Annotated in this window: 26 protein-coding genes; 7 read left to right on the forward strand and 19 right to left on the reverse strand. The window is 49.1% G+C overall.

Translation table 11 applies throughout. From position 1 onward, the window contains the following. Positions 1 to 10 precede the first annotated feature (10 nt). Genes secF through H6F51_20145 form a run of 3 tightly spaced genes read right to left on the reverse strand, consistent with a single transcriptional unit; the run spans position 11 to position 2598 of the window. A complete protein-coding gene (secF, locus tag H6F51_20135) occupies positions 11 to 970 on the reverse strand; it encodes a protein translocase subunit SecF (protein MBD1824781.1) in 960 nt (319 codons plus the stop codon). Further along, positions 970 to 2391: a protein translocase subunit SecD gene (secD, locus tag H6F51_20140; GenBank protein ID MBD1824782.1), complete on the reverse strand. Its 1422-nt coding sequence runs from the start codon at positions 2389 to 2391 to the stop codon at positions 970 to 972. The genes secF and secD overlap by 1 nt, the downstream gene beginning before the upstream one ends. 24 nt (positions 2392 to 2415) lie before the next feature. Continuing rightward, positions 2416 to 2598 carry a hypothetical protein gene (locus H6F51_20145; GenBank protein ID MBD1824783.1) on the reverse strand — a complete coding sequence of 61 codons (183 nt, stop codon included), beginning with the start codon at positions 2596 to 2598 and terminating at the stop codon, positions 2416 to 2418. A 567-nt stretch (positions 2599 to 3165) separates the two neighbouring features. Here H6F51_20145 and H6F51_20150 point away from each other — a divergent pair. Then, positions 3166 to 3654: a hypothetical protein gene (locus H6F51_20150; protein ID MBD1824784.1), complete on the forward strand. Its 489-nt coding sequence runs from the start codon at positions 3166 to 3168 to the stop codon at positions 3652 to 3654. Between the two features lie 72 nt (positions 3655 to 3726). Continuing rightward, positions 3727 to 3888: a hypothetical protein gene (locus H6F51_20155; GenBank protein MBD1824785.1), complete on the forward strand. Its 162-nt coding sequence runs from the start codon at positions 3727 to 3729 to the stop codon at positions 3886 to 3888. A 202-nt stretch (positions 3889 to 4090) separates the two neighbouring features. Here H6F51_20155 and H6F51_20160 read toward each other — a convergent pair whose 3' ends face one another. Then, positions 4091 to 5074, reverse strand: a complete 984-nt coding sequence (locus H6F51_20160) for an alpha-ketoacid dehydrogenase subunit beta (protein MBD1824786.1) — start codon at positions 5072 to 5074, stop codon at positions 4091 to 4093. Between the two features lie 148 nt (positions 5075 to 5222). On the opposite strand from H6F51_20160, the gene H6F51_20165 reads away from it, so the two are divergent. Beyond that, positions 5223 to 6521, forward strand: coding sequence for a homoserine dehydrogenase (locus H6F51_20165; protein ID MBD1824787.1), 1299 nt, complete (start codon positions 5223 to 5225; stop codon positions 6519 to 6521). Positions 6522 to 6629: 108 nt separating this feature from the next. Here H6F51_20165 and H6F51_20170 read toward each other — a convergent pair whose 3' ends face one another. Continuing rightward, positions 6630 to 6827 carry an NblA/ycf18 family protein gene (locus H6F51_20170; GenBank protein MBD1824788.1) on the reverse strand — a complete coding sequence of 66 codons (198 nt, stop codon included), beginning with the start codon at positions 6825 to 6827 and terminating at the stop codon, positions 6630 to 6632. Between the two features lie 226 nt (positions 6828 to 7053). Between H6F51_20170 and H6F51_20175 the strand changes: the two genes are divergently transcribed. After that, entirely contained in the window at positions 7054 to 7251 is a 198-nt protein-coding gene (locus tag H6F51_20175) for a hypothetical protein (protein ID MBD1824789.1), read from the forward strand. A 95-nt stretch (positions 7252 to 7346) separates the two neighbouring features. On the opposite strand, the gene H6F51_20180 is transcribed toward H6F51_20175, so the two are convergent. The 3 genes from H6F51_20180 to H6F51_20190 all read right to left on the reverse strand — a co-directional run bounded on the left by H6F51_20180 (position 7347) and on the right by H6F51_20190 (position 10219). Then, positions 7347 to 7775 carry a SufE family protein gene (locus H6F51_20180; GenBank protein MBD1824790.1) on the reverse strand — a complete coding sequence of 143 codons (429 nt, stop codon included), beginning with the start codon at positions 7773 to 7775 and terminating at the stop codon, positions 7347 to 7349. A 171-nt stretch (positions 7776 to 7946) separates the two neighbouring features. Then, positions 7947 to 8525: a CAP domain-containing protein gene (locus tag H6F51_20185; GenBank protein ID MBD1824791.1), complete on the reverse strand. Its 579-nt coding sequence runs from the start codon at positions 8523 to 8525 to the stop codon at positions 7947 to 7949. 650 nt (positions 8526 to 9175) lie between these two features. Further along, on the reverse strand, positions 9176 to 10219 hold the full coding sequence (locus H6F51_20190) for a Gfo/Idh/MocA family oxidoreductase (protein ID MBD1824792.1): 1044 nt from the start codon (positions 10217 to 10219) through the stop codon (positions 9176 to 9178). 484 nt (positions 10220 to 10703) lie between these two features. On the opposite strand from H6F51_20190, the gene H6F51_20195 reads away from it, so the two are divergent. After that, on the forward strand, positions 10704 to 11060 hold the full coding sequence (locus tag H6F51_20195) for a helix-turn-helix transcriptional regulator (GenBank protein MBD1824793.1): 357 nt from the start codon (positions 10704 to 10706) through the stop codon (positions 11058 to 11060). A 10-nt stretch (positions 11061 to 11070) separates the two neighbouring features. Here the strand turns inward: H6F51_20195 and H6F51_20200 are convergent, their stop codons facing one another. After that, a complete protein-coding gene (locus H6F51_20200) occupies positions 11071 to 11724 on the reverse strand; it encodes a GerMN domain-containing protein (GenBank protein ID MBD1824794.1) in 654 nt (217 codons plus the stop codon). Between the two features lie 184 nt (positions 11725 to 11908). On the opposite strand from H6F51_20200, the gene H6F51_20205 reads away from it, so the two are divergent. After that, complete coding sequence (locus H6F51_20205; protein MBD1824795.1) at positions 11909 to 12325, forward strand: YjbQ family protein; 417 nt, start codon at positions 11909 to 11911, stop codon at positions 12323 to 12325. A gap of 25 nt (positions 12326 to 12350) precedes the next feature. On the opposite strand, the gene H6F51_20210 is transcribed toward H6F51_20205, so the two are convergent. The 5 genes from H6F51_20210 to cysE form a co-directional block, all read right to left on the reverse strand. After that, positions 12351 to 13901, reverse strand: coding sequence for an Hsp70 family protein (locus tag H6F51_20210; protein MBD1824796.1), 1551 nt, complete (start codon positions 13899 to 13901; stop codon positions 12351 to 12353). Continuing rightward, positions 13898 to 14497, reverse strand: a complete 600-nt coding sequence (locus H6F51_20215) for a molecular chaperone GrpE (GenBank protein MBD1824797.1) — start codon at positions 14495 to 14497, stop codon at positions 13898 to 13900. Before H6F51_20215 ends, H6F51_20210 begins: the two co-directional genes overlap by 4 nt. 4 nt (positions 14498 to 14501) lie before the next feature. Beyond that, on the reverse strand, positions 14502 to 14732 hold the full coding sequence (locus tag H6F51_20220; protein MBD1824798.1) for a DUF2997 domain-containing protein: 231 nt from the start codon (positions 14730 to 14732) through the stop codon (positions 14502 to 14504). Positions 14733 to 14863: 131 nt separating this feature from the next. Continuing rightward, complete coding sequence (locus H6F51_20225) at positions 14864 to 15487, reverse strand: DUF4142 domain-containing protein (GenBank protein ID MBD1824799.1); 624 nt, start codon at positions 15485 to 15487, stop codon at positions 14864 to 14866. Between the two features lie 134 nt (positions 15488 to 15621). Then, on the reverse strand, positions 15622 to 16380 hold the full coding sequence (cysE, locus tag H6F51_20230; GenBank protein ID MBD1824800.1) for a serine O-acetyltransferase: 759 nt from the start codon (positions 16378 to 16380) through the stop codon (positions 15622 to 15624). A 127-nt stretch (positions 16381 to 16507) separates the two neighbouring features. On the opposite strand from cysE, the gene lysS reads away from it, so the two are divergent. Beyond that, positions 16508 to 18007 carry a lysine--tRNA ligase gene (gene lysS, locus H6F51_20235; GenBank protein MBD1824801.1) on the forward strand — a complete coding sequence of 500 codons (1500 nt, stop codon included), beginning with the start codon at positions 16508 to 16510 and terminating at the stop codon, positions 18005 to 18007. Positions 18008 to 18135: 128 nt separating this feature from the next. Here lysS and H6F51_20240 read toward each other — a convergent pair whose 3' ends face one another. The 5 genes from H6F51_20240 to deoC all read right to left on the reverse strand — a co-directional run bounded on the left by H6F51_20240 (position 18136) and on the right by deoC (position 23243). Continuing rightward, positions 18136 to 18576, reverse strand: a complete 441-nt coding sequence (locus H6F51_20240; GenBank protein MBD1824802.1) for a hypothetical protein — start codon at positions 18574 to 18576, stop codon at positions 18136 to 18138. 247 nt (positions 18577 to 18823) lie between these two features. Next, a complete protein-coding gene (locus tag H6F51_20245) occupies positions 18824 to 20065 on the reverse strand; it encodes a glycosyltransferase family 4 protein (GenBank protein MBD1824803.1) in 1242 nt (413 codons plus the stop codon). 77 nt (positions 20066 to 20142) lie between these two features. Beyond that, positions 20143 to 21633, reverse strand: a complete 1491-nt coding sequence (locus H6F51_20250; GenBank protein ID MBD1824804.1) for an MFS transporter — start codon at positions 21631 to 21633, stop codon at positions 20143 to 20145. Between the two features lie 36 nt (positions 21634 to 21669). Continuing rightward, the gene (gene recO / locus H6F51_20255; protein ID MBD1824805.1) at positions 21670 to 22551 is read right to left on the reverse strand and encodes a DNA repair protein RecO; all 882 of its coding nucleotides are present in this window, start codon (positions 22549 to 22551) and stop codon (positions 21670 to 21672) included. Further along, a complete protein-coding gene (deoC, locus tag H6F51_20260; protein ID MBD1824806.1) occupies positions 22548 to 23243 on the reverse strand; it encodes a deoxyribose-phosphate aldolase in 696 nt (231 codons plus the stop codon). Before deoC ends, recO begins: the two co-directional genes overlap by 4 nt. Between the last annotated feature and the right edge of the window lie 77 nt (positions 23244 to 23320).

A 23320-nucleotide genomic window follows, 5' to 3' on the forward strand; every position in this document is an offset into this window, starting at 1 on the left:
ATTCTTCAATCTAATCGCTAGTCGCCTCAGCCGTCACAGGCGCAAATGCGCGTCCCCGCTTTTCACGCCACAGTGCTAACAATGTACTGGCAATAAAGATGCTTGAATACGCTCCCATCGTAAATCCGATAATCAACGCTAGGGCAAAGTTCTTCAGCGTTTCTCCTCCGAAGAAAAAGAGCGCAAACAGCGTTAACAAGACGGTTAATGTCGTATTGAGCGATCGTGTTAACGTCTGATTTACCGCATCATCCACGATTTCGTTGATATGCCGACCGGGATTAAGTTGGATTGTTTCGCGGACGCGATCGTAAATCACCACCGTATCGTTGACCGAGAAACCGACGATCGTTAACAGCGCCACGACAAATAAACTATCGATTTCGGTTTTCAACGGGGTGAGTCCGAGAATCGCGAAGAAGCCGACCGTGATCAAAACGTCGTGGAACAGCGCGATGATGGCGAAGAGCGCGTAATCCAATTCAAAGCGGAACGTCATGTAGAGCGTGATACCTGCAAAGGAAACGATCAGTGCGACTAGGGCAGATTGAAACAGTTGTCGCCCGATCGTCGGCCCAACCGTGTCGATCTGCGTTTTTTTCGCATCAAACTTACCGACTTTTGATTCGAGTTCTGCTTGCAGTTTAGTGCGCTGATCTACGCTGAGCGTATTCGTCCGAATCAAAGCAGCGCGCTGGTCTTGACCGACGAGCTGCAGACTAGCATCTCCTAGATTCTCATCGCGCAGCACTTCGCGGATCGCGTCGAGGCTAATCGGTTTGTCGCAGTTTCCAGGCTGACTGCAATCGAGTTCTACCTGAAGCCGCGTTCCACCTTTGAAGTCAAGCCCCGGACGCAACGGCGTACCAATTTGAGTTTGCAGAATCACCATCGCAATGATGCCGGCAAGAATACAGAGGGCAGAAATCGTCCACCACAATCCCCGTTGGCGAATGACATTCAGTTTCATCAAGTGGTCTCCGAGATCGATTGTTTAGCTTTATGCAGATTGGGACAGAACCATGCTGGCTTGCGGAGTCCCGGAAACGTAATCGCGTACATCATCAGTGTGCGGCTGCAAGTGACTGCGGTGAACATACTGATCGCAACCCCTAACAACAGCGTTACGCCAAATCCTTTGACCAGTCCTGAACCGAACCAAATCAAGGCAATACAGGCGATCGCAGTCGTCACGTTACTGTCAAGAATGCTGGAGAAGGCGCGGAAAAAGCCGGATTCGACCGATCGATACAGCGTCTTTCCAGCAAGTAACTCTTCACGAGTCCGCTCAAAAATCAGAATGTTCGCATCAACCGCCATCCCGATACTGAGAATGAATCCGGCGATTCCAGGCAGTGTCAAGGTCACGCCTAAGAGCTTGAATCCGGCATAGGTTAAGAGCGCATAGATGATCAGAGAAATTGCGCTGATTACACCCGGCAATCGGTAATACACAATCATGAAGCCGAGAACCAACAGCAATCCACCGATTCCTGCGTAAATGCTGCTCTGAATACTATCGCGTCCCAGAGTTGCGCCGACGGTGCGGTTTTCAACGACTTCGACCGGGAACGGTAACGCACCCCCGCGTAATTGCACCGCTAAGTCGGTTGCTTCTTGAGCGGTAAAGCGTCCGGTAATCGTGGCTCCTCCGCCTGTAATTCCGGTTTGAGCGAATTCTGCACCCACAGACGGGTAGCTGATTAATCCGTTATCGAGGAAGATGCCCAGCGATCGACCCGTTCCCGCTAAGCTTTTCGTCAGCTGGGCGAATTTGTCGCCGCCTTCCTGGTCGAATTTCAGTCCGACGCTAAACGCATCTGAGCCAGGGGCGGATTCTGCAAAAGCGTTCTGTAAATTTTTACCGACTAGCGCGGGTGGATCAAATAGAGACGCGATCGCTTCGTTGCTGCGTTTGATCGCGGCTTGATTTTCCTCGATCGCTTTTGCGTCGTCGGATTTACGCAGTTCGGCTTGCTTTCTGAGGAACTCTTGGCGGATCGATTGTTCGATCCGGAGCCTGTCTTCGGTTCCGGCTTTTTGTGCCCGGAAGTCAAGCTGTGCGGTGCCGCCTAAAACGCGCTCGGCTTGTTCCGGGTCGTTGACTCCGGGCAACTGGACTAAAATTTGATCTTCGCCCGCCGTTTGAACGAGCGGTTCGGACACGCCCAATCCGTTAATCCGACCTTCGATCACGCGCTGCACGTCTTCTAGCTGCTGCTGCGTGATTCTTTGCACATCACCCGTTGGCTTGACCTGGATCGTAATCTGCGATCCGCCGCGCAAATCCAAGCCGAGCAGGGCTGGAAAATGGCGCTGATCGAAGATGATGTAGAGCGAACCCAGCACCAGCACCAAAATCAGTATTAATAATCCTCGTTGCCGTCCCATAGCCAGTCTTTATTATGACAAAGGCTATGATAGCGCTTTCTTTGTATGACGTTGCATTCGATACGGTTTCAGCAACAAAAACGCCTGATTGGAAAGATGAGCGATCGCGCTTTGTGTTGGCATCTCTAGAGGTGAATTGATCGAAGGTCGGCTTTCGTCTTCTGAGTTGTAGGCTGCGATCGCACAAGTATACTGACAGCGCTTCACGATCAAATCAATCTGATACCGAATCAATTTATTAATGCGACAGATCCTTCGCCCCCTAAATCCCCCATACTGGGGGACTTTGAGAATCCGAAACAGATTTAGGCTTGAAGTCCCCCACTCGTGGGGGATTTAGGGGGCGAAGGATCTGTCGCACTCAAAAATCAATTTGGTATGAGGCGATGGCGATCAAGGATTGGAAGTGGCACTGCACGATCGATTAGTCGGGGTTGAGGAGCGCTTGGAATCGATCGTCTTGCCGACGAAATTTCTCTTCAATTTATACCGAATTAGACATAAAATGCGACAGATCATACTCAAAGTCCCCCAGAATGGGGGATTTAGGGGGCGAGAATCTGTCGCATCCACAAATCAATCTGGTATTACTCAACCACAGGTAATGGCGTGTTGCAGAATGGCAATTGCTGAGTCAACCTGCTTTTGGAAGCCATAACAGCAGGCTTTGCCGTAATTCAGTAACGCGGAATCAGCAGAGATCGAGTGCGATCGCTGATTCCATTGGGCATCCTCAGACGGTATACCTTTCTATCCCTAAAGCAGCTCTACCCGATGGCATCCCAGAATCTTCCCGCCCAGCTTTCAGACACCGACCTCGAAGAAATCAAAGCCGCCCTTGCGACGATCGAAGCCCAGATGCCGTTTCTAGTGCATCTCAGCACCGAAGAACGCCGCAAGCTGTTCAAGATGGGCAACAAAAGCCTCTCGTTTGTCAACAACAGCCTGATCGCCGCTCAATCCAATCCCGATATTCTCCCTGCCAGCTTCGATCTCGACAAGTTCCGCAGCAACTATGAACTCGCGACCACCCTGACCGAAGTGCTTCTGAGACTGCAACAACTCACCGAAAAAGTAGACGATACCTTAATCTCGGTGAGCAGCGAAGCGATGACCGATAGCCTCACTGTCTACGACTACATCAAAACCGCCTCTAAAAAGACTCCGGGACTCAAAGCCGTTGCCGATCAGTTAGGCGAACGCTTCAAAGCCACTCGCTCCAGAGCATCGAAAGAAGCCCCGACTCCTGCATCCGTTTCTTAATCAAGTTCCAATACTCGCTGATGAATCATTTAATCTCGTTGGCGAGTGTTGATCACTCATTCACGAGTCTTTATGACTCACGCACGAGTGTTTGATCCTCGCGGGCGAGTGTTGATCACTCATTCACGAGTCTGCGATCGTCGTTGGCGAGTATTGATCACTCATTCACGAGTCTTTGATCGTCGCCCACGAGTGTTGATCACTCACGCACGAGTCTCGAATCCTCGTCGATGAGTCTTGATCGCTCGTGGATGAGTGCCAGTTTCTAGAAGGAGTTGTCGATCGCTTCGTTTCAGTCGGCTTCAGCCCCCTAAATCCCCCAAATTTGGGGGACTTTGAATGTCAAAAATTTCCTGGAATCCCAAAATTACTTATTGTCAAAGTCCCCCAGAATGGGGGATTTAGGGGGCAGTTTGCCAGTGACTTCAACTCCCTTCTAAACCTTCAACGGAACCATGTTGCGAACCGCTTCCACAATCTGCGGCGGTTGCACGATCGTTAAAGCCTCAAGCGTTCCATTGTAAGGAGTCGGAATATCTTGCGAAGACATCCGCAACACGGGCGCATCGAGTTCATCGAAGAAGCGATCGTTAATCGAAGCGGTCAGTTCCGCTCCAATTCCCCCAGTTCGCATACATTCTTCCACAATAATCACGCGATGCGTTTTGCAGATTGATTCACCGATCGTCTCAAAATCCAGTGGCTTGAGCGAAAGCAAATCAATTACTTCGCAGTCATACCCTTCTTTATCTAACGTCTTCATCGCCTGCATCACATGATGCCGCATTCTCGAATACGTCAGAATCGTGACATCTTTGCCTTTTCGCACGACTTCAGCTTTATCAAGCGGCAGGTAATATTCTTCGCTCGGCAGGTCTTCTTTCAGGTTGTAAAGCAGAACGTGCTCAAAAAACAGCACGGGATTATCGTCTCGAATCGCCGACTTCAGCAATCCTTTGGCGTTGTAGGGAGTCGAACACGTAACGATCTTCAATCCGGGAACCGCTTGGAAATAAGCTTCCAGCCGTTGCGAGTGTTCTGCACCTAAGCGGCTACCGACTCCACCAGGGCCGCGAATCACGATCGGGATCTTGAAGTTCCCACCCGACGTATAGCGCAACATCCCCGCATTATTCGAGATCTGGTTGAACGCCAGCAGCAAAAAGCCCATGTTCATACCTTCGATAATCGGGCGCAATCCGGTCATTGCCGCGCCGATCGCCATCCCGGTAAAGCTGTTTTCAGCGATCGGCGTATCGAGCAGCCGCAGATCCCCATACTTCTTATATAAATCCTTCGTGACTTTGTAGGAGCCGCCGTAATGACCGATATCTTCTCCCATCACCAAAACCGTCGGGTCTTTTGCCATTTCTTCGTCGATCGCTTCCCGAAGGGCATTAAAGAAGAGTGTCTCTGCCATTGCGTCTCAATCTAAATAAAGTACGTGCAAGGTCTCATTTTATAAGGAGCGAGGACATTCCGTATAGTGATCTCGCAACAAACACGATTTCCCGCGAATGCCAGCCTTCCCATAAAATTGAAGATCTGTCGTGAATGGGTAAAAAGCTGTGGCGTTTAAAGTCGGTTTGTTGGGATTGGGAACGGTCGGGACTGGAACAGTTGAAATTCTCCGTGATCCGGCTCAACGTCACCCGTTACTGCAAGAGATTGTGATTCATAAAGTCGGAGTGCGATCGATTGACAAACCCCGCATCGTTCCGTCAGAACTGCTCACGACCGATTTAGAGTCGATCGTGACCGACCCAGAAATCGATATTGTGGTCGAAGTGATGGGCGGTTTAGAACCCGCTCGATCGCTAATGCTGAAAGCGATCGCAAACAAGAAGCACGTCGTCACCGCGAATAAAGCTGCGATCGCCCGATTTGGCGCTGAAATTTTTACAGCCGCATCGGAAGCGGGCGTTTACGTCCTGCTAGAAGCAGCAGTCGGCGGCGGAATTCCGGTAATCGAACCGCTCAAACAATCGCTCTGCGCGAATCGGATCAACACGGTAACAGGCATCGTCAACGGCACGACAAACTACATCCTCACCCGAATGCAGCTTGAAGGCGGTGACTTTGCCGAAATTCTTGCCGATGCTCAAAAGCTTGGATATGCCGAAGCTGATCCCACTGCCGATGTCGATGGGTTAGACGCTGGGGATAAAATCGCGATTTTGGCATCTCTTGCATTTGGCGGACGAATCAAACTGCCAGAAGTCTATTGCGAAGGCATTCGGAATGTCAGCGCGATCGAGATTGCCTACGCCGAAAAACTCGGATTCGTGATCAAATTGCTGGCGATCGCGAAACGCAAATCAAGCGATGAACTTGAAGTCAGAGTCCACCCCACACTGGTTCCGAAAGCGCATCCACTTGCCAGCGTTAACGATGTCTATAACGCGATTTTGATCGAAGGCGATCCAATCGGACAAGTAATGTTCTTTGGGCGAGGAGCAGGAGCTGGCCCAACCGCCAGCGCTGTGGTTGCAGATGTCCTCAATATCGCGGCATTGCTGAAAGTTGAGCGTACCACTCAGCGCGGAGAATCCTCTGTGCTTGATCCACTCTTAGCGTGTTCACATCAGCATTACTGCACGATCGCGCCCATGAAAGAACTCTCAACCCGCTTTTATGCAAGGTTCTTAACGCGAGATTATCCGGGAGTTATTGGAAAGCTTGGCACCTGTTTCGGAGATCATGAGGTCAGCTTGGAATCTGTCGTTCAGGCGGGAATTCGAGATGGAGCCGCCGAGATCGTGGTCGTGACCCATGAAGTTCAGGAAGGAAATTTCCGTGCAGCACTCAGCCAAATTGAGCAGATGGACACGGTTGAAAAAGTAGCGAGCGTTTTACGAGTGCTCTAGATTAACTTTTGGAAGCGAATCTTGGGTAAACGCCCCACACCCCTGCTTCTTTCTAAGCCTTCAGAATCAAGCAAAAGTTCGAGGTCGCCCGCAAGATTAGAAACAGACTTAGATTGTCGACGAATCGGGTTCCAAGCCCCACTGCTGTTTGAGGAAGTGACGATACATCGTCTCACGCATCAGCATCTGCTCGTAGAGTTTCACAAGAAATTCTTGCGCTTGCTCACGGCTCATTTGCTGAACCTGAGTTTCAAACGATCGAATGCTGAATTGTTGCTCCAAGGAAAGTTCAACAGGTTGACTCATAGCAATTACGCTCCAGATAAAAAGAGAGTAGACCAATTACAGGATTCAATGACTTAAAAGTCAATGGGGTTTATCCTGAACAAACTCGGTTGATTCTTTTGGGGATTCCCTAAAATAAATCTAAATTCCGAACTTGATATTAAAAAAGATAACAAGCATTTGACAAAACGACCATCCGCCACTGGGGTAATAACCTGGGGGATACCCGTACATCTGAGGGGAGACGATGATTATCTTTTGGGTGACGCTTGCCTGGATTGGCGGTATAGCAGCGATTCTGGGCAGCTTGATGACGATCGCAAGCCTGCTGCTTTGGACGATCGAGGGAAATTGGCAGGGGCGATTAAAAGTTTTGGGATTTTCGCTCGGCTGTGCGATCGTGGGATTTTTACTGTTGCGGCTGATCCCGTTCTCTGTGCTGTGACACGATTGCAGCAGAATACGCACAAGCCTGAGCCGAACCAGCTCAAATTCAAGCCGCTCAGGTTGCAAGGTTATCGATCGACTCAGGGAGATCGCTTATTCAATAAATGCCTGCGATTTCTGCTTCATTTTCGCCAGGATGTTATAAAACCCATTTGCCCGCGAAGGAGTTAAGCTCACATCCAGTCCCGTCGCCTTGATGAATTCCGGCGAGAGATCGACGACTTCTTGCGGGGGCAATCCGCTGAGTCCTTCAACCAATAGCGCCACTAATCCTTTCACCAACTGCGAATCCGAATCGCCCTCAAACTGCACTTTTCCGTCTGCCAAATTCGCCACCACAAAGACCTGCGATGCACAGCCTGAAACTTTGTTTTCTGGCATTTTTTCCGACTCTGGAAACGGCTTAAGACGCTGAGCCAGGGTGATGAGAAGCTCGTACTTGCGTTTGGGTTCGGTCGATCGCGCTAAGCGTTGCACAATGCGATCGAGTGCGGGGGGAAGTTGCGTGGATGACAATGACATGACTCTTAGCTGATCGGGTTAGACGACTCAGTTGAATTTCAACAAGCGCTGCTATTCCATTGTAGTATGTGCGGCTGAGCCGTTCAGCCTAGATTTTGCAAGGATAAGAAAACTCTGACTCATGAAGCATCAGAGTTTTGCCAAAAGAACTAGCGATTCAATTTGGATGAATTAAGCTAATTGCATTGCCGTGCCAAAATTTTGCGTCCAGTATCCATTATGGTATCCCACACCAAGCTCCTTTAGATTGGGATTAAGGATATTTTGCCTATGTCCAGGACTATTCATCCAAGCAGTCACAACATCTTGAGGCGTGGGTTGTCCAAATGCAATATTTTCGGCAGCTCTAGAATAGCTGTAGCCTCCAGTCCGCATTCGATCCCAAGGCTGGGAACCATCGAGTCCTTGATGACTGAAATAGTTGCGCGTTGCCATGTCTTGACTGTGCTTTTCAGCCACGTCATTCAACGTCAAATTGAGCGTCAGGGGTGGCAGTCCTTGCTGCATCCGCTGCTGATTGGTGAGGTCGAAAACCTGCTGCTCAAATGCACCAAATGCTGGATCGGGGGCGGCTTGAACGGGGCTAGGTGGCGGTGCAGTTTCAAGCGGTGCAGGACTGCTAGATTGAGGCTGCACGGGCAGTACGTCGGGCTGGGTTCCGAAACTGAATCGATCGAGAAAACGCCTCCCTTGAAGGGCTTGTTCGCTTCGCAGAAATGGATTCAATTGGTCAACTGAGCGAAATATCATGTTGATTTACCTTGAATAACAATATGCAGAAATCGCCATGCCAAATTTGACCCCGATTTGGGATCTGATTTGAAGCGGGCATTCTGAACGGTGCGATCGCACACGTTGATCGCATCTTTGAACGACTAGAACCCTTGGTGAAGTCGTGAGACTAGCTGTGTGAAAACCTGATTGAATCGTGAGTGATCGCAGCCTAATTTGGAATTGCAGCGATCGCTACCTGAGTCTTGGAGTAGTAATGCGGCGGATGCACGGGGGTTAATGTAAAGGGAAAGTAAACTGACCGTGTTTGCATCTGTGCCACTTCTACTGCCGTAATAAGTTCGCTCGCGAAGGGAAATTTTTCGCTGTGATGTAGGTTGAGCAATGTTTAATCCTTTCGGTAGCTGCACTAGAGGATGCAATACCCTCCATCACTAGATAGATGCGGTTAAAGTGAACTGTAATTGTATTGCTGCAAGCTTGTATCCTCAAGCCTTTACTAAAATCAAGTTTTCTTGTGCCGCTTGATTGAGTGTCTACCTTAGCTTGAGAAAGTTTAGTGTCGTAGCTGTGAAACTCTGGAGAAGCTCGATCGATTCCCCGGAGAACGAATCGAAAAAAATGAGGGACGGTATTTCCATCCCTCAAACCTTCAGATTGAAACTGAACTAGACTGCGATCGCTGCCGTTTCCAGTTCAATTACCTTAGAGTCTGGCGCAGAATGCCAGACTTTTCCATCTAGCGCCATCTGCTCGATTAAGCTTGCCAGCCTTAGAGCTTTGAGCGCTTGAATGCCTCCAACCGAAGGCGCGATCCCACCCCGAACACATTGCACAAAGTGTTCTAACTCAGCATGAAGCGGCTCAATATTGCTCGTCTTCACCTTTTCGATTAATCCATCCTGGCAATACAACACCTGACCATAATCGGTCTTGTAGTTGGCGGTCGTTTGACGATGAATCAGAATTTCATTGTTGAGAAAATCTGCTTCAGTCAACGAGCTTCTGCAATGGGCTGAGATCCGCCGAATCTTGCGGTGAGTCACTTTGCTAGCGGTCAGTGTTGCCACAATTCCATTCGCAAATCCCAATGTTGCAGTTACATAGTCAAGCTGACCAGAATTCGAGGCACGACTTCCACTTGCAGTGAGTTTTACCACCTTAGAATTGGCTAATTCCAACAGCAAGTCGATATCGTGAATCATCAAGTCCAAGACAACCGAAACATCATTGGCTCGATCGCTATACGGACTCATCCGGTGTGCCTCAAGCGCTAGCACTTCCTCAGTTTTCAGAACCTTGCAAAGCTCTTGGAACGCTGGATTAAACCGCTCGATATGACCCACTTGCAGAATTCGTTGGCAATCTGCGGCGGCATTCACTAACGATTCTGCTTCTGCAATACTTGCCGCGATCGGCTTTTCAATCAGAACATGAACTCCGGCTTTCAGAGCCGCCATTCCTACTGAGTGATGCAAACGAGTTGGTACGGCGATACAAACCGCGTCAACCCGCTCCAGCAAATCATGATAATTCTCAAAAAATCGAACCCGATACTTGCTGGCTGTGTCCAATCCACGCTCTACATTAATGTCAGATACGCCAACTAGCTCTACATCCTTCAGCAGACTTAAGACCCGTGTATGGTGCTGTCCCATGTTGCCGACACCGATCACGCCAATACGTAGCGGATCTGGCTGACTCCGGAGCATACCAAACTGGGAATACCCAATTGGGATATTATTTTGCACGCTTACTACTCCTCCACCACCGAACTTGTGCTGATATACAGCCGTAAAATCTCCTCAGACATCCAGATACTATCACAGCGACATTATTTATGAAGAATTCCAAAGGGCCTAGCAAGTTCCCTCCTACAATAGGAGGTTCGATTTTTGATGTTTTACCTCTGGAGACGGAGTTTTACTACGGTCTCTCGATGTAATCTCCTCTCGGTGATTGGATTCAAGCCGTTATTGTGCAATTTCGGCTGCCTATACGATCGTTTTCTCTCGACAGCGGCACGGATTTAATTTTCGGAGTGTATCCGTGAAATCACTGTATATTCTCTACAAAATTGCCGGAGGTTTTATGAAGTTTTCGCTAAAATCACGGTGAACAAAGATGACTCTATTGCTATAGAGAATTGGAGTGGCTAAGATTTGGGGATCAAGTCATTCTGTTGTCAAAGTTGGCATGAAATCACCCGCGCAGCCTGTACCCCTCGAAGTCGTACAACAAGTTTCTGATTATTTCAGTGTGCTAGGCGAACCGATGCGTCTTCGCATCCTCAATTTGTTACGTGATGGGGAGAAGTGTGTTCAAGATCTAGTGGAGGCGACGGATACGAGTCAAGCGAACGTCTCGAAGCATCTGAAAGTGATGCTCCAGGCGGGAATCCTGACTCGTCGATCGAAAGGAACGCTGGCATATTACCGCGTCGAGGATGATTTGATTTTTGAGTTGTGTAATTTAGTGTGCGATCGTTTAGCCAGTCGCATTGAACAACAGGCGCAGCATTTCCGCGCTTTTAGTTTAGCCAGTCGCCGCTAGAAAGGGATGCTTATTCTTGTTTGGTGCCTGTTTCCTGCTCAAACTGCGATCGAGTGAGCGGTTGATCGACTATCAGCCCTTCACCGCCTAATACCGTGAGCGGCTTTCCTTCGACTGAGAGAAAGACTTTGGCATTGGGATTGAGACTGGTTGCGGTGTAGAGAACTTGAGCGAGGCGACCCGTCATCGATGAACTACCACCGCCAGAGGTGAATGCTTTAGAGAGATCGACATAGATAGAATCTGATTTCACCTTAAGGCTGCGGAGCGTTGTGCCTTTGGGAACACCACTGCTTAAATCTTGGCTCGGTGCGGCGCTGAACAGAGTATTGAAGGCGGCGGTGAGTCGGGCTTCGTCTCGATCGGCAGATTTGACCTTGACCGCAACCGGGGCAAGTTCGAGGTCGGTGGCGCTATCTTTCAGCCAATAAACTTGAGCAGTTTTTTCGGTTGCGGCTACTTGAATCGGGTTTTGTGAGGCTGCGGGAGCGCTAGGAACTGATGTAGGAGCATTTGCTTGAGGGGACTTGACGGCAACTGGAGTCGATTGGCTGTTGTGAGTGTTTTGCCAAGTAAAAAAGGCGGTGGCACCCCCCGTTGCGACGACGAGCGTAGAGAGTCCGACTACGATTCCAAGCGGAAAGCGGCGTTTATCCTTTGGCATGAGGAAGACCTCGGCGTAAAACTGATGGATAGAATTTTCGATAAGTGGTAGCGCGACATCCAGATTCTACAAAGCTACAGAGTGTTGTAGCGTCATTTCGGGATTCTTCAGAAATTGATAAATTTGCGATCGCTTGAAACTGTATGTCGGATTCGCTTGAATGAGGGTAGCTAGGGGATTAGGTATGACGCAGTATCAGAAGATTCTTAGAATTGCAACGCAGGGAAAATCGCTGCATAAAATTACTTCGCAGGTGAGCGCGATCGTGGTGGAGTCGGGCATTAAAACGGGCTTGTGTAATCTATTTTTACGGCACACTTCTGCGAGTCTGATTATCCAGGAGAACGCTGACCCAGATGTGCTGCGGGATTTAGAGAATTTTTTCGCGAAGCTGGTTCCAGAGTGGGAGAGCTATATTCACAGTACGGAAGGAGCGGATGATATGCCTGCTCATATTCGTACAGTGCTGACTCACTCGTCTGAGCAGATTCCGATCGCTCAGGGACGATTAGTGTTGGGAACGTGGCAGGGCATTTATCTATGGGAGCATCGCCAACAGCGTCACACACGGGAGTTAGTGGTGCATTTGATGGGTGAGTGATCGATCGTTGTTGAGTTGACTTTGTTTAGCGGAGTTTTGCGATCGCGCCTTGCTCCAGTAGCACCTTCTGAGTTAGTAAATCTCGAATGGTTGCCGTTAAGATTCGCTGTTCTGTGACCTGCAATTCCACAGAGATTCGATCGACTCCAAGTTTTCCGGGTGGATCAAGTCGGGCAACACAGATTTGATTGCGATCGTGAGCAAGTGATCGATAAGTTTCCTGGGGGCGCAACGGTGTACTGCTCATTCGTCCCTGAGCATCATAGGTTACTTCTGCTTCGGTCACTTGCGCTACTTCACCAATGTCTAATCGAATCTCAGTTTGTCCTTCTAACGCAGCTTGCAAGGTCAAAGATTCTTCGCGTTTGCAAGGGTACTTTGTGCCAGGTTCAAACAAAGGAAAGTAGGTATACGATCGAGAATAAGGCTCCCACAATCGAATCGCATAACCATGCCGGAGATAGTCTTCGAGTCTCGCAATCTGTGTCAGGAAGAGCGCTCCATGCGCTACCGCTTCAAAGGGTTTATGTACCTGAACTCTTTGCCGCCCGAAATATGACATAAACAATTGCTGAATGGCTCGAATCTGACAGCTTCCCCCGACCAATAACACTTGTTCGATGTCAGATTTCTGAACCCCTTTACGCAGACCTAACTGCAAGGTTTCATCGATCGCTTGTCGCACTTGCTCCAAGAGTTGTCGAGCTTCTAGCAGATCCTCGAACTGCGATCGCGTCAACATCAAATCGTGATAGATAAAATTCTCCTCATCAAACCAGCTTTCTTTTGCTTCCTCTGCACTGGATAGCCGAATTTTTAACTGTTCTGCGATCGACAATAAATTCTGCCAACCCATCTCACTGATTGCCTCTCGCGTCGTATTCAATTGTTGTAGATAGTGTTCAACAATCCAGCGATCAAGGTCTTCACCCCCAATGTAAGCATCTGATTTTGCTAACACTTCAGCCTGTAAAACTTCCTGACCGCTTGACATCGTTGAAGTTCTCACCAAGCTTAAATCTAATGTTCCGCCGCCAAAATCAGCGACTAGCACTGTTGATCCGGGTTGATCGACTGCATATCCCAATGCTGCGGCAGTTGATTCATCAACGAACTTCACAGCAGGAAAACCAAACTTCAGTGCAACATCCTGAAACCAATTGAGATATCTTTCAAATGCTCCGACCGGAACTGTGAAAATTAGCAATGAAGGTTGAATCTGTGCGGCTTTAATCGCTTGCCAAATCCCACTTAGAAATTGAACCGCGATCGCCTCCGCATCATAAACCTGTCCATCTAATGTTCTGGCTGGAGGCTGAAAATCTGCCGCTAAATCTCGCTTAAACGAGCGGAAGAATCGCTGAGGCTGCGTTAATCCGAGACGCTGCGATCGCACAGGCTCCCCAACCACAAACTCTCCTTGCCCTTGCACAAACACCAAACTGGGTACAACGGCAACATCATTGAACCATCGAGAAATCTCAGGAACTCTCAAAGTCATCGGAGTCTGTGTATCAGGTTCCAACACACTAACCACCGTGTTACTGGTGCCAAAATCGATCGCAACTGCGGTCATGATGTTGCTCCAGCAGGTAAGGTTCGACTGACTTTAGCAGGAACTAAGATTTGATTGCTCGATCGATAGCCCACAAATCTCACATACACTAGCTCTCCTGGTGCTAAATCAGCAACATCACCCTGATGCAGTTGTGGATCAAACTCGACTTGCTCCCAAGGTTTGCCGATCGTTTGATAGCCCCAAAACTGAATTAAGTTATCGAGTGCAGTGAACATTCCAACTAAGTTCCGAGCAGGTAAATCTGGCTTTGTCTCTGTTATTTGTCGCACACTGGGATATTGTGTTAACAGAGATTGAATTTGCTCAAAAGCTTTCGTTTTAGTATCTAGCTGTGTTTGAACGGATTGTATTTCTAGCTGCGATCGCAATCTCACACACTGCTGCTTCAATTCCTCGATTTGAGCTTCTAAAGCTGCTTTTTCTCGCTGGCTCGTTTGCCAATCTGAAATAGCAGTTTCTCGCTTTTGTTCTAAATCAGCTTGTGTTTGCTTCAGAGCATCAATGTCCGATCGCAACTCGGAGGTAGCTTTTCGCCAATACAGCGCACCCCACCCGATCGCCGCAAACAACAAACCATCCAGCACGAGATCCATGCGATTACTCCTGCTGAATGGTTTGGGATTGTTCAACTATTAATTGCTCAACCATTAAAAGATTGTCCTCGCTGTCGTGATATTCGGGCAACAACTCCCGCGCCTCGATCGAACCCAGCGATCGTTCTAAATCTTCAGTTGCCAGGGTACAACTTTCACCTGATCCGTTTAGCACCGTTTCTGTAACTTTGCCATCTTTACCGATGCGATACTCAATCTGCTGATAGTTTGCCATCGTTCTAGAAAAAGTAAGCTTGCACCTACATTATGTACAGGAAATTAAATTCAAACTAGAAAAATTGTACTATAAAACCCGACCCTGAGTTCGAGTTCTCAAGCATCGGGTTTCAATTGCTTCAATTATGCTTATTGAGCGCTGGGTGCTGTGGGCGCTGAAGCTTCGTTGTACCGCCGTGGCACTTGAGCAAAGCGATAGCTTGTTAGACTGCTCGCGATCGTAAAATGCTGATTGATGATTGGTAATCCTTGATTTGCTACGGTGAGCAAACTCGGATTGCGCCCGAATGCTGCTTCGCGCTGATAAAGAGATGCCGCCTCTAAGTGAGCATTGATACCACCTTCATCGAGATAAGCAGTATCAAACTGCGTTCCTGACAATTGCGAAAACCGTTGCATAAGTGCTTGATACTTCGGACCTGGAGCGGTCGGCAGCGTTACCTGGAGCTGAGGAGCAATGCGCGTTAACTGTTGCTTCACATTTTGTTGCTCTGCAATCTCAGCTTGTGCAAACTTTTGCACTGACGGATTGGTTGATTTCTGCAGCGCCATCTCACCCAACATGATGTTAGCTAGTCCAAATTGCGCGGCTTCGTTAACAAATGCAAGATCAACCGCGTTGGCTTGATTGGTGTTGACGGTAGGGATACGCGGCGACTGTTGAGCATTAACCTGCGAAAAGAACGAACCCCCGATCGCGAAACACAATCCCACGATCGCAGAAATTGCTACGATGTAATACTTTCTAAACATGAAACCTATCCTATTTCTACAAAAATGAAGAGCATGATTCGGGGAAATTCCACAGATGCTCTTCATTTATGTTCGTAGCTTGAGAAACAGTTTCCTCTCCCTAGAGGCGTGTTCCTGAAAGTTAAATTCCAGCACTAAATTCCAGCACCGTCGAGAAACTCATCGATCACCCGATCGCGCAATCGACAGGCTTCTCCTTCATTCACGGGTTCGGGCTTCGGCTCGACCGCAGGCATGGCATAACAAGCGGCTAATGATTCACGAGTTTGCAGGCTTTGGATCTGCTGCTCTAAAGTCTCAATGCGATCGACCAATGCCCGAATCACTTGCGCTTCGGAGTCCGGTAAGCGCCCATGTTCAAGGGGTTCAACTCGCTCTCCGGCACGATACACAATCCGCCCCGGAACGCCCACAACCGTGCAATCCGAGGGAACATCCCGCAGCACCACTGATCCCGCCCCGATTCGCACATTGTTGCCAAGCTGAATGTTTCCCAGCACTTTTGCGCCTGCACCCACGACCACGTTTTCTCCGAGGGTTGGATGTCGTTTGCCGCATTCTTTTCCGGTTCCGCCCAGCGTCACCCCTTGATAAATCAGTGCGTAATCTCCGACGATCGCTGTTTCACCGATCACAACACCCATTCCGTGATCGATAAAGACGCTTTGACCGATCGTGGCTCCAGGGTGAATCTCAATTCCCGTAAAAAATCGTCCAATCTGTGAAATCAATCTCGGCACAAAGGGTACGCCCACTTTGTATAGCCAGTGAGCGATCCGATGCAGCATCAAGGCTTGTAACCCCGGATAGCAGAACAGTACCTCTAACCAATTGCGGGCAGCGGGGTCACGATCGAAAATAATTTTGAAGTCAGCAATCAGGCTTTTCAGCACAGTGGCATCCCTATGTGGCGTGATAAGACCAAAAACTATCTTAGCGTGTCGAGTGAATCGAGATCATCCGCGTGGTAATTCGGCAAACCCCCTATAATGAGAGACTGCATTCTTTCACGCCCTACTCATGTCAGACGAACTTCGCCAAACTCGAATCGAGAAAGTAGAACAACTCAAGCAGTTGGGAATCAATCCCTATGCGTATCGGTGGGAAACAACCCATGCGGCGGCACAGTTGCAGGAAAAGTTTGCTGAGTTGCCAAGCGGTGAAGAAGATCCGATCGAGGTTGCGATCGCGGGCAGAATTATGGCGCGTCGCGTCTTTGGAAAATTGGCGTTTTTTACGCTGCAAGACGAGACCGGAACGATTCAGCTTTATCTAGAAAAAAGCCGAATTCAAGAATTCATGCCAGATAATCCAGAGGCGTTTAATCAGCTCAAACAGCTAACGGATGCAGGTGATTTTCTGGGAGTGCGGGGCACGATTAAGCGCACCGAAAAAGGCGAATTGTCGGTGTATGTGAAAGATTACATGATGCTGACCAAATCGCTGTTGCCATTGCCAGATAAGTGGCATGGATTGACCGATGTGGCAAAGCGATATCGTCAGCGCTATGTGGATTTGATTGTGAATCCAGAAGTGCGCGATACGTTTCGTAAGCGGGCATTAATTACCGCAGGCATTCGCCGCTATCTGGATGAGCAAGGCTTTATCGAAATTGAAACACCTGTGTTGATGAGTGAAGCCGGTGGGGCAGATGCCCGCCCGTTTATCACGTATCACAACACCATGGATATGCAGCTTTATCTGCGGATCGCAACTGAATTGCATCTAAAGCGGCTGATTGTGGGCGGCTTTGAGAAAGTGTTTGAACTGGGTCGAATTTTCAGAAATGAAGGCATTTCGACACGACACAATCCTGAGTTTACGTCGATCGAGGTTTACCAAGCCTACGCTGATTACCACGACATGATGAATCTCACCGAGGCGATCATTACCACCGTGGCGCAGAAGGTGATTGGAACGCTCAAAATTAATTATCAAGGCGAAGAAATTGATCTCACTCCCCCTTGGCGGCGAATCACCATGCACGAAATTGTGCAGGAAAAAACCGGGATCGATTTTGCTCAATTCACGTCGTTAGAAGACGCGAAAGCAGCGGCGAAAACAGCAGGAATTCGCGACATTGAGGATTGCTCGTCGATCGGTAAACTCCTCAACGAAGCCTTTGAGCAAACCGTCGAAACCACGCTAATTCAACCGACCTTTATTCTTGATTATCCAGTCGAGATTTCACCTCTAGCAAAACCGCATCGATCGCAGCCCGGACTGGTCGAACGCTTTGAATTGTTCATCGTCGGGCGCGAAACCGCGAATAGTTTCTCGGAGTTAACTGATCCGTTGGATCAGCGCGATCGCTTGGAAGCGCAAGCAGCGCGAAAAGCAGCCGGAGACCTCGAAGCGCATAGTGTCGATGAGGACTTCTTGACCGCCTTAGAGTACGGAATGCCGCCGACCGGAGGCTTGGGAATTGGCATCGATCGCCTGGTAATGCTGTTAACCGATTCAGCTAGTATCCGCGATGTGATCGCTTTCCCGCTATTGAAACCTGAGAAAGAAGAGTAATTGCAGCAAATGTTGCTTTACTGAGCGAGATCTTGCACGATCGCTGCAAAAAGCAGTCAGAAACATCGAATCGCGCCTGACTGCTTTAGATCCCAGAATTGGATCGATTGCCTGGTGTTGACATAGCGCTATCTAGCCGCCGAAGAAACTCCTCGATCGTGATTGGGAAAATCTTGATTCTCATGCAAATAATGGCTAACCGCTCTCTGGCTTAACAGTCTGCCCAACTGTAACCATGTCAAATAGCTCAGCAGCAGGATAAACAGCAGAGAGAAAAATAAAGCAGGCAGAACTGGAACTCCAAGCACTTCCAATCCGGAGGCAGTGAGGATGTAGATTCCACTCATCATGCCGGTCAGCGGCAGGATAATTTGCACCGCTCCTCTGAAGGGTAGGTCACTCGCAGAGAAATGTTTAGACCAATAATCAATGCGTTCTCTAACCAAAGCGACAAATGGAATTGCGCTAGTCACAGCGATAAAAAAGCCGACAAATAGCAAAAAATAAGGAGGATCGGGTCGAGCCATTGCCAGATCTCCAAGTTGTTCAAAAGAAATAAACCAGTTCATCGTTTTTCCCTAATTTCTATTTCTAATTGCTTCAAAAAACGGTTAAATCAAAACTGTTCTAAGCGTGAATAGCTCCCTATTTGTGAGGAATTTAGGGAGCTACTTCATTGTTGACTGCTTTAAATTTCACCTACAGAGCAATCTGAATAACTCCCTCAAAAGGTGAAGAACTTCGTGAAAACTCCAATATTGATGAGAAGAAATGTGAAGCTTTTCTTCTCACTTTACAATCGCTAAACTCCCCAAATTAAATATCAAGCGGTAGATCGATTACAGTCGGATAACGCCCCTGGGGTAAATCGATCGATCTCCAAATCGACGGAACTTTATTCAAAAATGGCACTGGGCGGCGGTGTCGATGTTTCTCTAGCAAGTCTTCGTACAGCGCTTCGACTTGAGAAATATTGTTGCTCAGCGTGTAGCGCTCTTCTACCCGCTGTCTCGCCTTCTGCCCCAGTATCGTTGTCCAACTTGCGTGATCTCGCAGTTGAGGAAGTAATGCTCTCAACTGTGACGTGACTCGCTGCGTTTCTAGAACAATTCCCGCCTCGTCTTCTAAGACTTCACCATCTGCCCCCGCATCGGTCGCCACACACGCGACTCCACACGCCATTGCTTCTAGAAGAGACAGCGATAAGCCTTCGACGAGCGACGGCAAGATAAACACATCCGTATCGCGCAAGATGTTAATACGATCGCGCTCATCTGCCAAAAATCCTAGCCATTTAATCCCGTGTTCCTCGCCGTAAAACGGAATCAGCGAAGCCGCTAAAGTTCCATGATTACCCACAATCACCAGCTTGCAATCCTCACCCATATTCGCCTGCTTCCAAGCTTTTAAGAGGGATTCAACATTCTTTTCGGGTGCGATTCGACCTTGATACAAAAACAACCGTTTTGCACCCACCCTGGCTTTAAACGACGATGCTCCCGGTGAGTATTTTTCAATATCCACTCCGTTTGGAATCACCGCGATCTTTTCTGCTGGAACACCCAGTTTGATGAGTAAATCTCGCTGGATTCTGGAGAAAATAATCACACGATCGTACTTCGCCAAAGAGGGTGCATAAAGCTGGTACATCAAATGCTGAGTCCCAGAGGTGAGATTGCGAAGTTTGCGATCGAACGCAGGATGAAACGTTGCAACTAAAGGAAGGTTCAACGTCTGACAAATCTCCGGCAGCATAAAGTCAAGCGGCGATAGTGTCAGCGAGGCGTGAACCAAATCGGGCTTTGGCGATAGATTTTTAAGCGCTTGTTCGAGAACTTTGGCGGATTTTAGCGTCGGGATCGTGTAGATTTGCGATTTATATAAAAAGGGAATCTGAATTTCTCTGAGATCGGGAAAGTTGTCGGGAACTCCTTCTTCCTGAGCAAAGTGGAAGAAGCTAACTTGATGTCCTCGATCTAACAGAGCATTCGTAACTTCTCGACTGTAGGTAACATTGCCGCAAAACGGTGTTTTCTTGCCAAGCCAAGCGATGTGCATTTGAGTTTAGTAATAGAGACTAAGGGTGATGTGAGGCTCAAGGTCGTAGAAACAACACGTCTCTGGTTCCTAAGCTCTTATTCCTGGTTATTATCATTCGTATGTGCAATATACCAGGTTAGCGATCCGCCCGCGATCGTCAAGGCAGCAAGCGCCAGAAACACGATTCTCAACCCAAAGATCGTTTCAGATACGCCCGCTAAAACCAGCGGCAACGACAACGCGATGTTAACAGCATTGTTTTGCAGACCAAAGACTTTACCTCGCATATCTTCGGGTGTTTCTTGCTGAATTGTGGTTTGCATCGGAATTCCAATCAATGCGGCAAAGGCTCCCAGCGCCACCAGCAATCCGAGGGTAATCCAAAGATGACTGTAGAAAAAGCCAATTCCAACCAGACAGGATGCCATGCCGATCGACCCGATCGTTCCCAGTCTTGCATGAGCAAAACGCTGTCCAAAACTCCCCAGCAATGCCGCTCCCGCCGCCATGCCGACGCCGCCTGCTGCCAAGAGAAACCCAAACTGTGAAGACTTAATTTCGGGCATCACTTCCGCGAGTCGCACCGCCAAAACTGCGAGTGCCGCGAAAATCGAAAACAGAATCACAAGCTGAATCAGTGCGCCCCGGACATGAGCGTGTTTACCGAGAAAGCGCAGTCCGTCTTTGATATCTGCCCAAACGTGCGGTTGATCTTCCGGTGCAACCTCCTGTGGCTTCTCCCCAGTGCGCATCAATAGCAGGAGAACACCTGCAATCACATAACCACCCCCCACGAGCAATTCTTTACCAAAGTCCGTGCTGCCGCCAAATTGACTGGCGATCGTATCCGCCAGCGCCAACAACGGTTCACCCACCGCGAATCCGATAATCACCGAAGCCATTGCAGTCGTGGTGTACAGCGAATTGGCTGAAAGCAGATGTCGTTTCTCCACGACAAGCGGCATGATGGATTGTTCGGCGGGTGCGAAAAACTGCGTCAGCGTCGAAACCAAGAAGGTCACGACTAAGAGCAGACAGAACCCAACCGGTAAGTCTTTGAATGTTGTCCAGCCTTTAGTCAGCCAAAGCATAACCGGCAGCGCAAATACTAGCGCCCCGCGCAGTAGATTGGTCGAGACTAAAACGCCTTTTTTCGACCAGCGATCGACATAGACCCCCGCGATCGAACCAAATAAAATCGCCGGAATTGTGAATGCGATCATAATCGAGGACACCCAACCGCTAATCGTCTGCCCCTCCGACTGAAAGCGACTCGCAATCAAAGCAATCATCAGCACCAGATAGACCTTATCTGACAACTGCGAGAATACCTGACCCGACCAGAGCGTAAGAAAATTACGGTTTCTCAGGACGGGTGCAAATCCTCGTTCTGGCTCTTCAGGCGGTTCTGGTACAGGTTGATCTGGCGATACCACCTTCCCATTTTCAGAAACCTCGCCATCGAAATCAGGGAGGGTATTCTCTTTTGGCATCAATCGCGGCTCGATCGAGCGACTCGGCGGCTGAGAGCGAAACGGCTCAGGATGAGGATTCAGGCGGGCTGAATCGTGATCGAGCGCGGACATTAAAACGTAGTCGGTTGGGGAGGGTCGCATCATGGTTTAAGGCATCGAGTCGGTTGCAAAACAGCTTTCAATCAGGGCAGCAGATCGAATCGGTTGATCGAAGTGATACTGCGCGTACTGACGAAGCAACTTTTCGAGAGTGAGCCAGACGGCGGTGGAATGTTGGTCTGGCGCAGGTGGTTCAGCCTGGGGGAGATGCTGAAGCGCGGCAAGTTCGGGGGCGTAGAGTGGCACATTCAAAGCAGCGTGGAATTTTCGAGGGGAAGTCGAAACGCTTGATCCTGCCACCCGATATTCTCCCACAGGTGACTGGACTCGGTACTGCGGGGACTGTTCTTGGATCAGGCGATCGAGTTCTTCGAGCTTGACCACTCCGCCGATCGCGCTGCTAAATCCAGCTTGCGGCTCAGAACTGCTCAAATCTGGCTCGATCGTGGCTCCGGTGACGCTGCACTGATGCACTTGAGGCGCGACTCCAGCCACCACCAAAAGCTGAAAAACGGCGTGAATTAACCGAGGCAGCACTTCATCATCCGTGCATTGCTCGATTCGGGCTAGGTGCTCATTTAATAGATAGAAGAGTTCTTCTTGGGGCTGTTCGCTGAGGGCTTGCTGAAGGGTGAGTTCGGCTAAATATTGCCCTGCGGTCAGTTTCTTCAGGTTGCGCCCCAAGCCTGGATAAGACTCCAGCGTTTCGGCTTGCGTGATTTTGTCGAGCGATCGTCCTTTTGCCATCAGCAGTTCGTTCACAACAAACAAGCCACTGCGCCCCCCCAGTTTAGAATTTTGCTTACGCGCCCCCATCGCTACGGCTCTAAGCAATCCGAATTCCTTCGTCAAAATCGTGACGATTCGATCTGCCTCTCCCAGGGGCATCGCTTTAAGATTGATTCCGATCGCTTTGTAAGTTCGGCTCATGAACCAGATTCATTGGGGGTCTTTTCTAGGGTATCGCGCTGACGCAGTAACTCGACACCCCTGGATGTTCCAAGCCGTGTCGCTCCCGCCACAATCAAATCTAAAGCCTGTTCAACAGTGCGGATTCCCCCAGAAGCCTTAATTCCGACCCGATCCTGGGCGATTTCTTTCAAAAGGCGGACATCTGCGACAGTCGCTCCTCCGTTCCAGCCTGTACTGGTTTTGAGAAAGGCGGCTCCGGCATCCATGCACATTTGGGCAGCAGTGCGTTTTTCCGCTTCGGTCAAAAGTGACATTTCCAAGATGGCTTTAATCGGACAGCCGGTGGATTCCCGAATCTCTGCAATTTCTCGATAAAGGGCATCGAGATTACCAGACTTTAACCAACCGAGATTAATCACGATATCTAGTTCTGTCGCGCCGTTTTCGACGGCTTCTTCTGCCTCATAGCGCTTGATGATCGAGGTGTTTGCCCCTAAGGGAAATCCAATTACCGTCGTGACTTTAGGCTGCTTGGTATGCAGCAGGTTTGTCGCTTGCTTGACGTGAATCGGAAGGACGCACACGGAGGCGAAGTGATAGCGATCGGCTTCCTCGCACCACTGCTCGACTTGATTAGGAGTCGCGATCGGTGTGAGCAAGGAATGATCAATAAAAGCCGCAATATCGATATCTGGATAAGACTGACTCATTGCGTTCTTTTGGAAACTGCACTCTTCAGAATCGCATAAAAATCCGTAGTCCAACTTTCTGAACTACGGACATCTAG

The organism is Cyanobacteria bacterium FACHB-DQ100 (assembly GCA_014695195.1).
Taxonomy (GTDB): Bacteria; Cyanobacteriota; Cyanobacteriia; order Leptolyngbyales; family Leptolyngbyaceae; genus Leptolyngbya.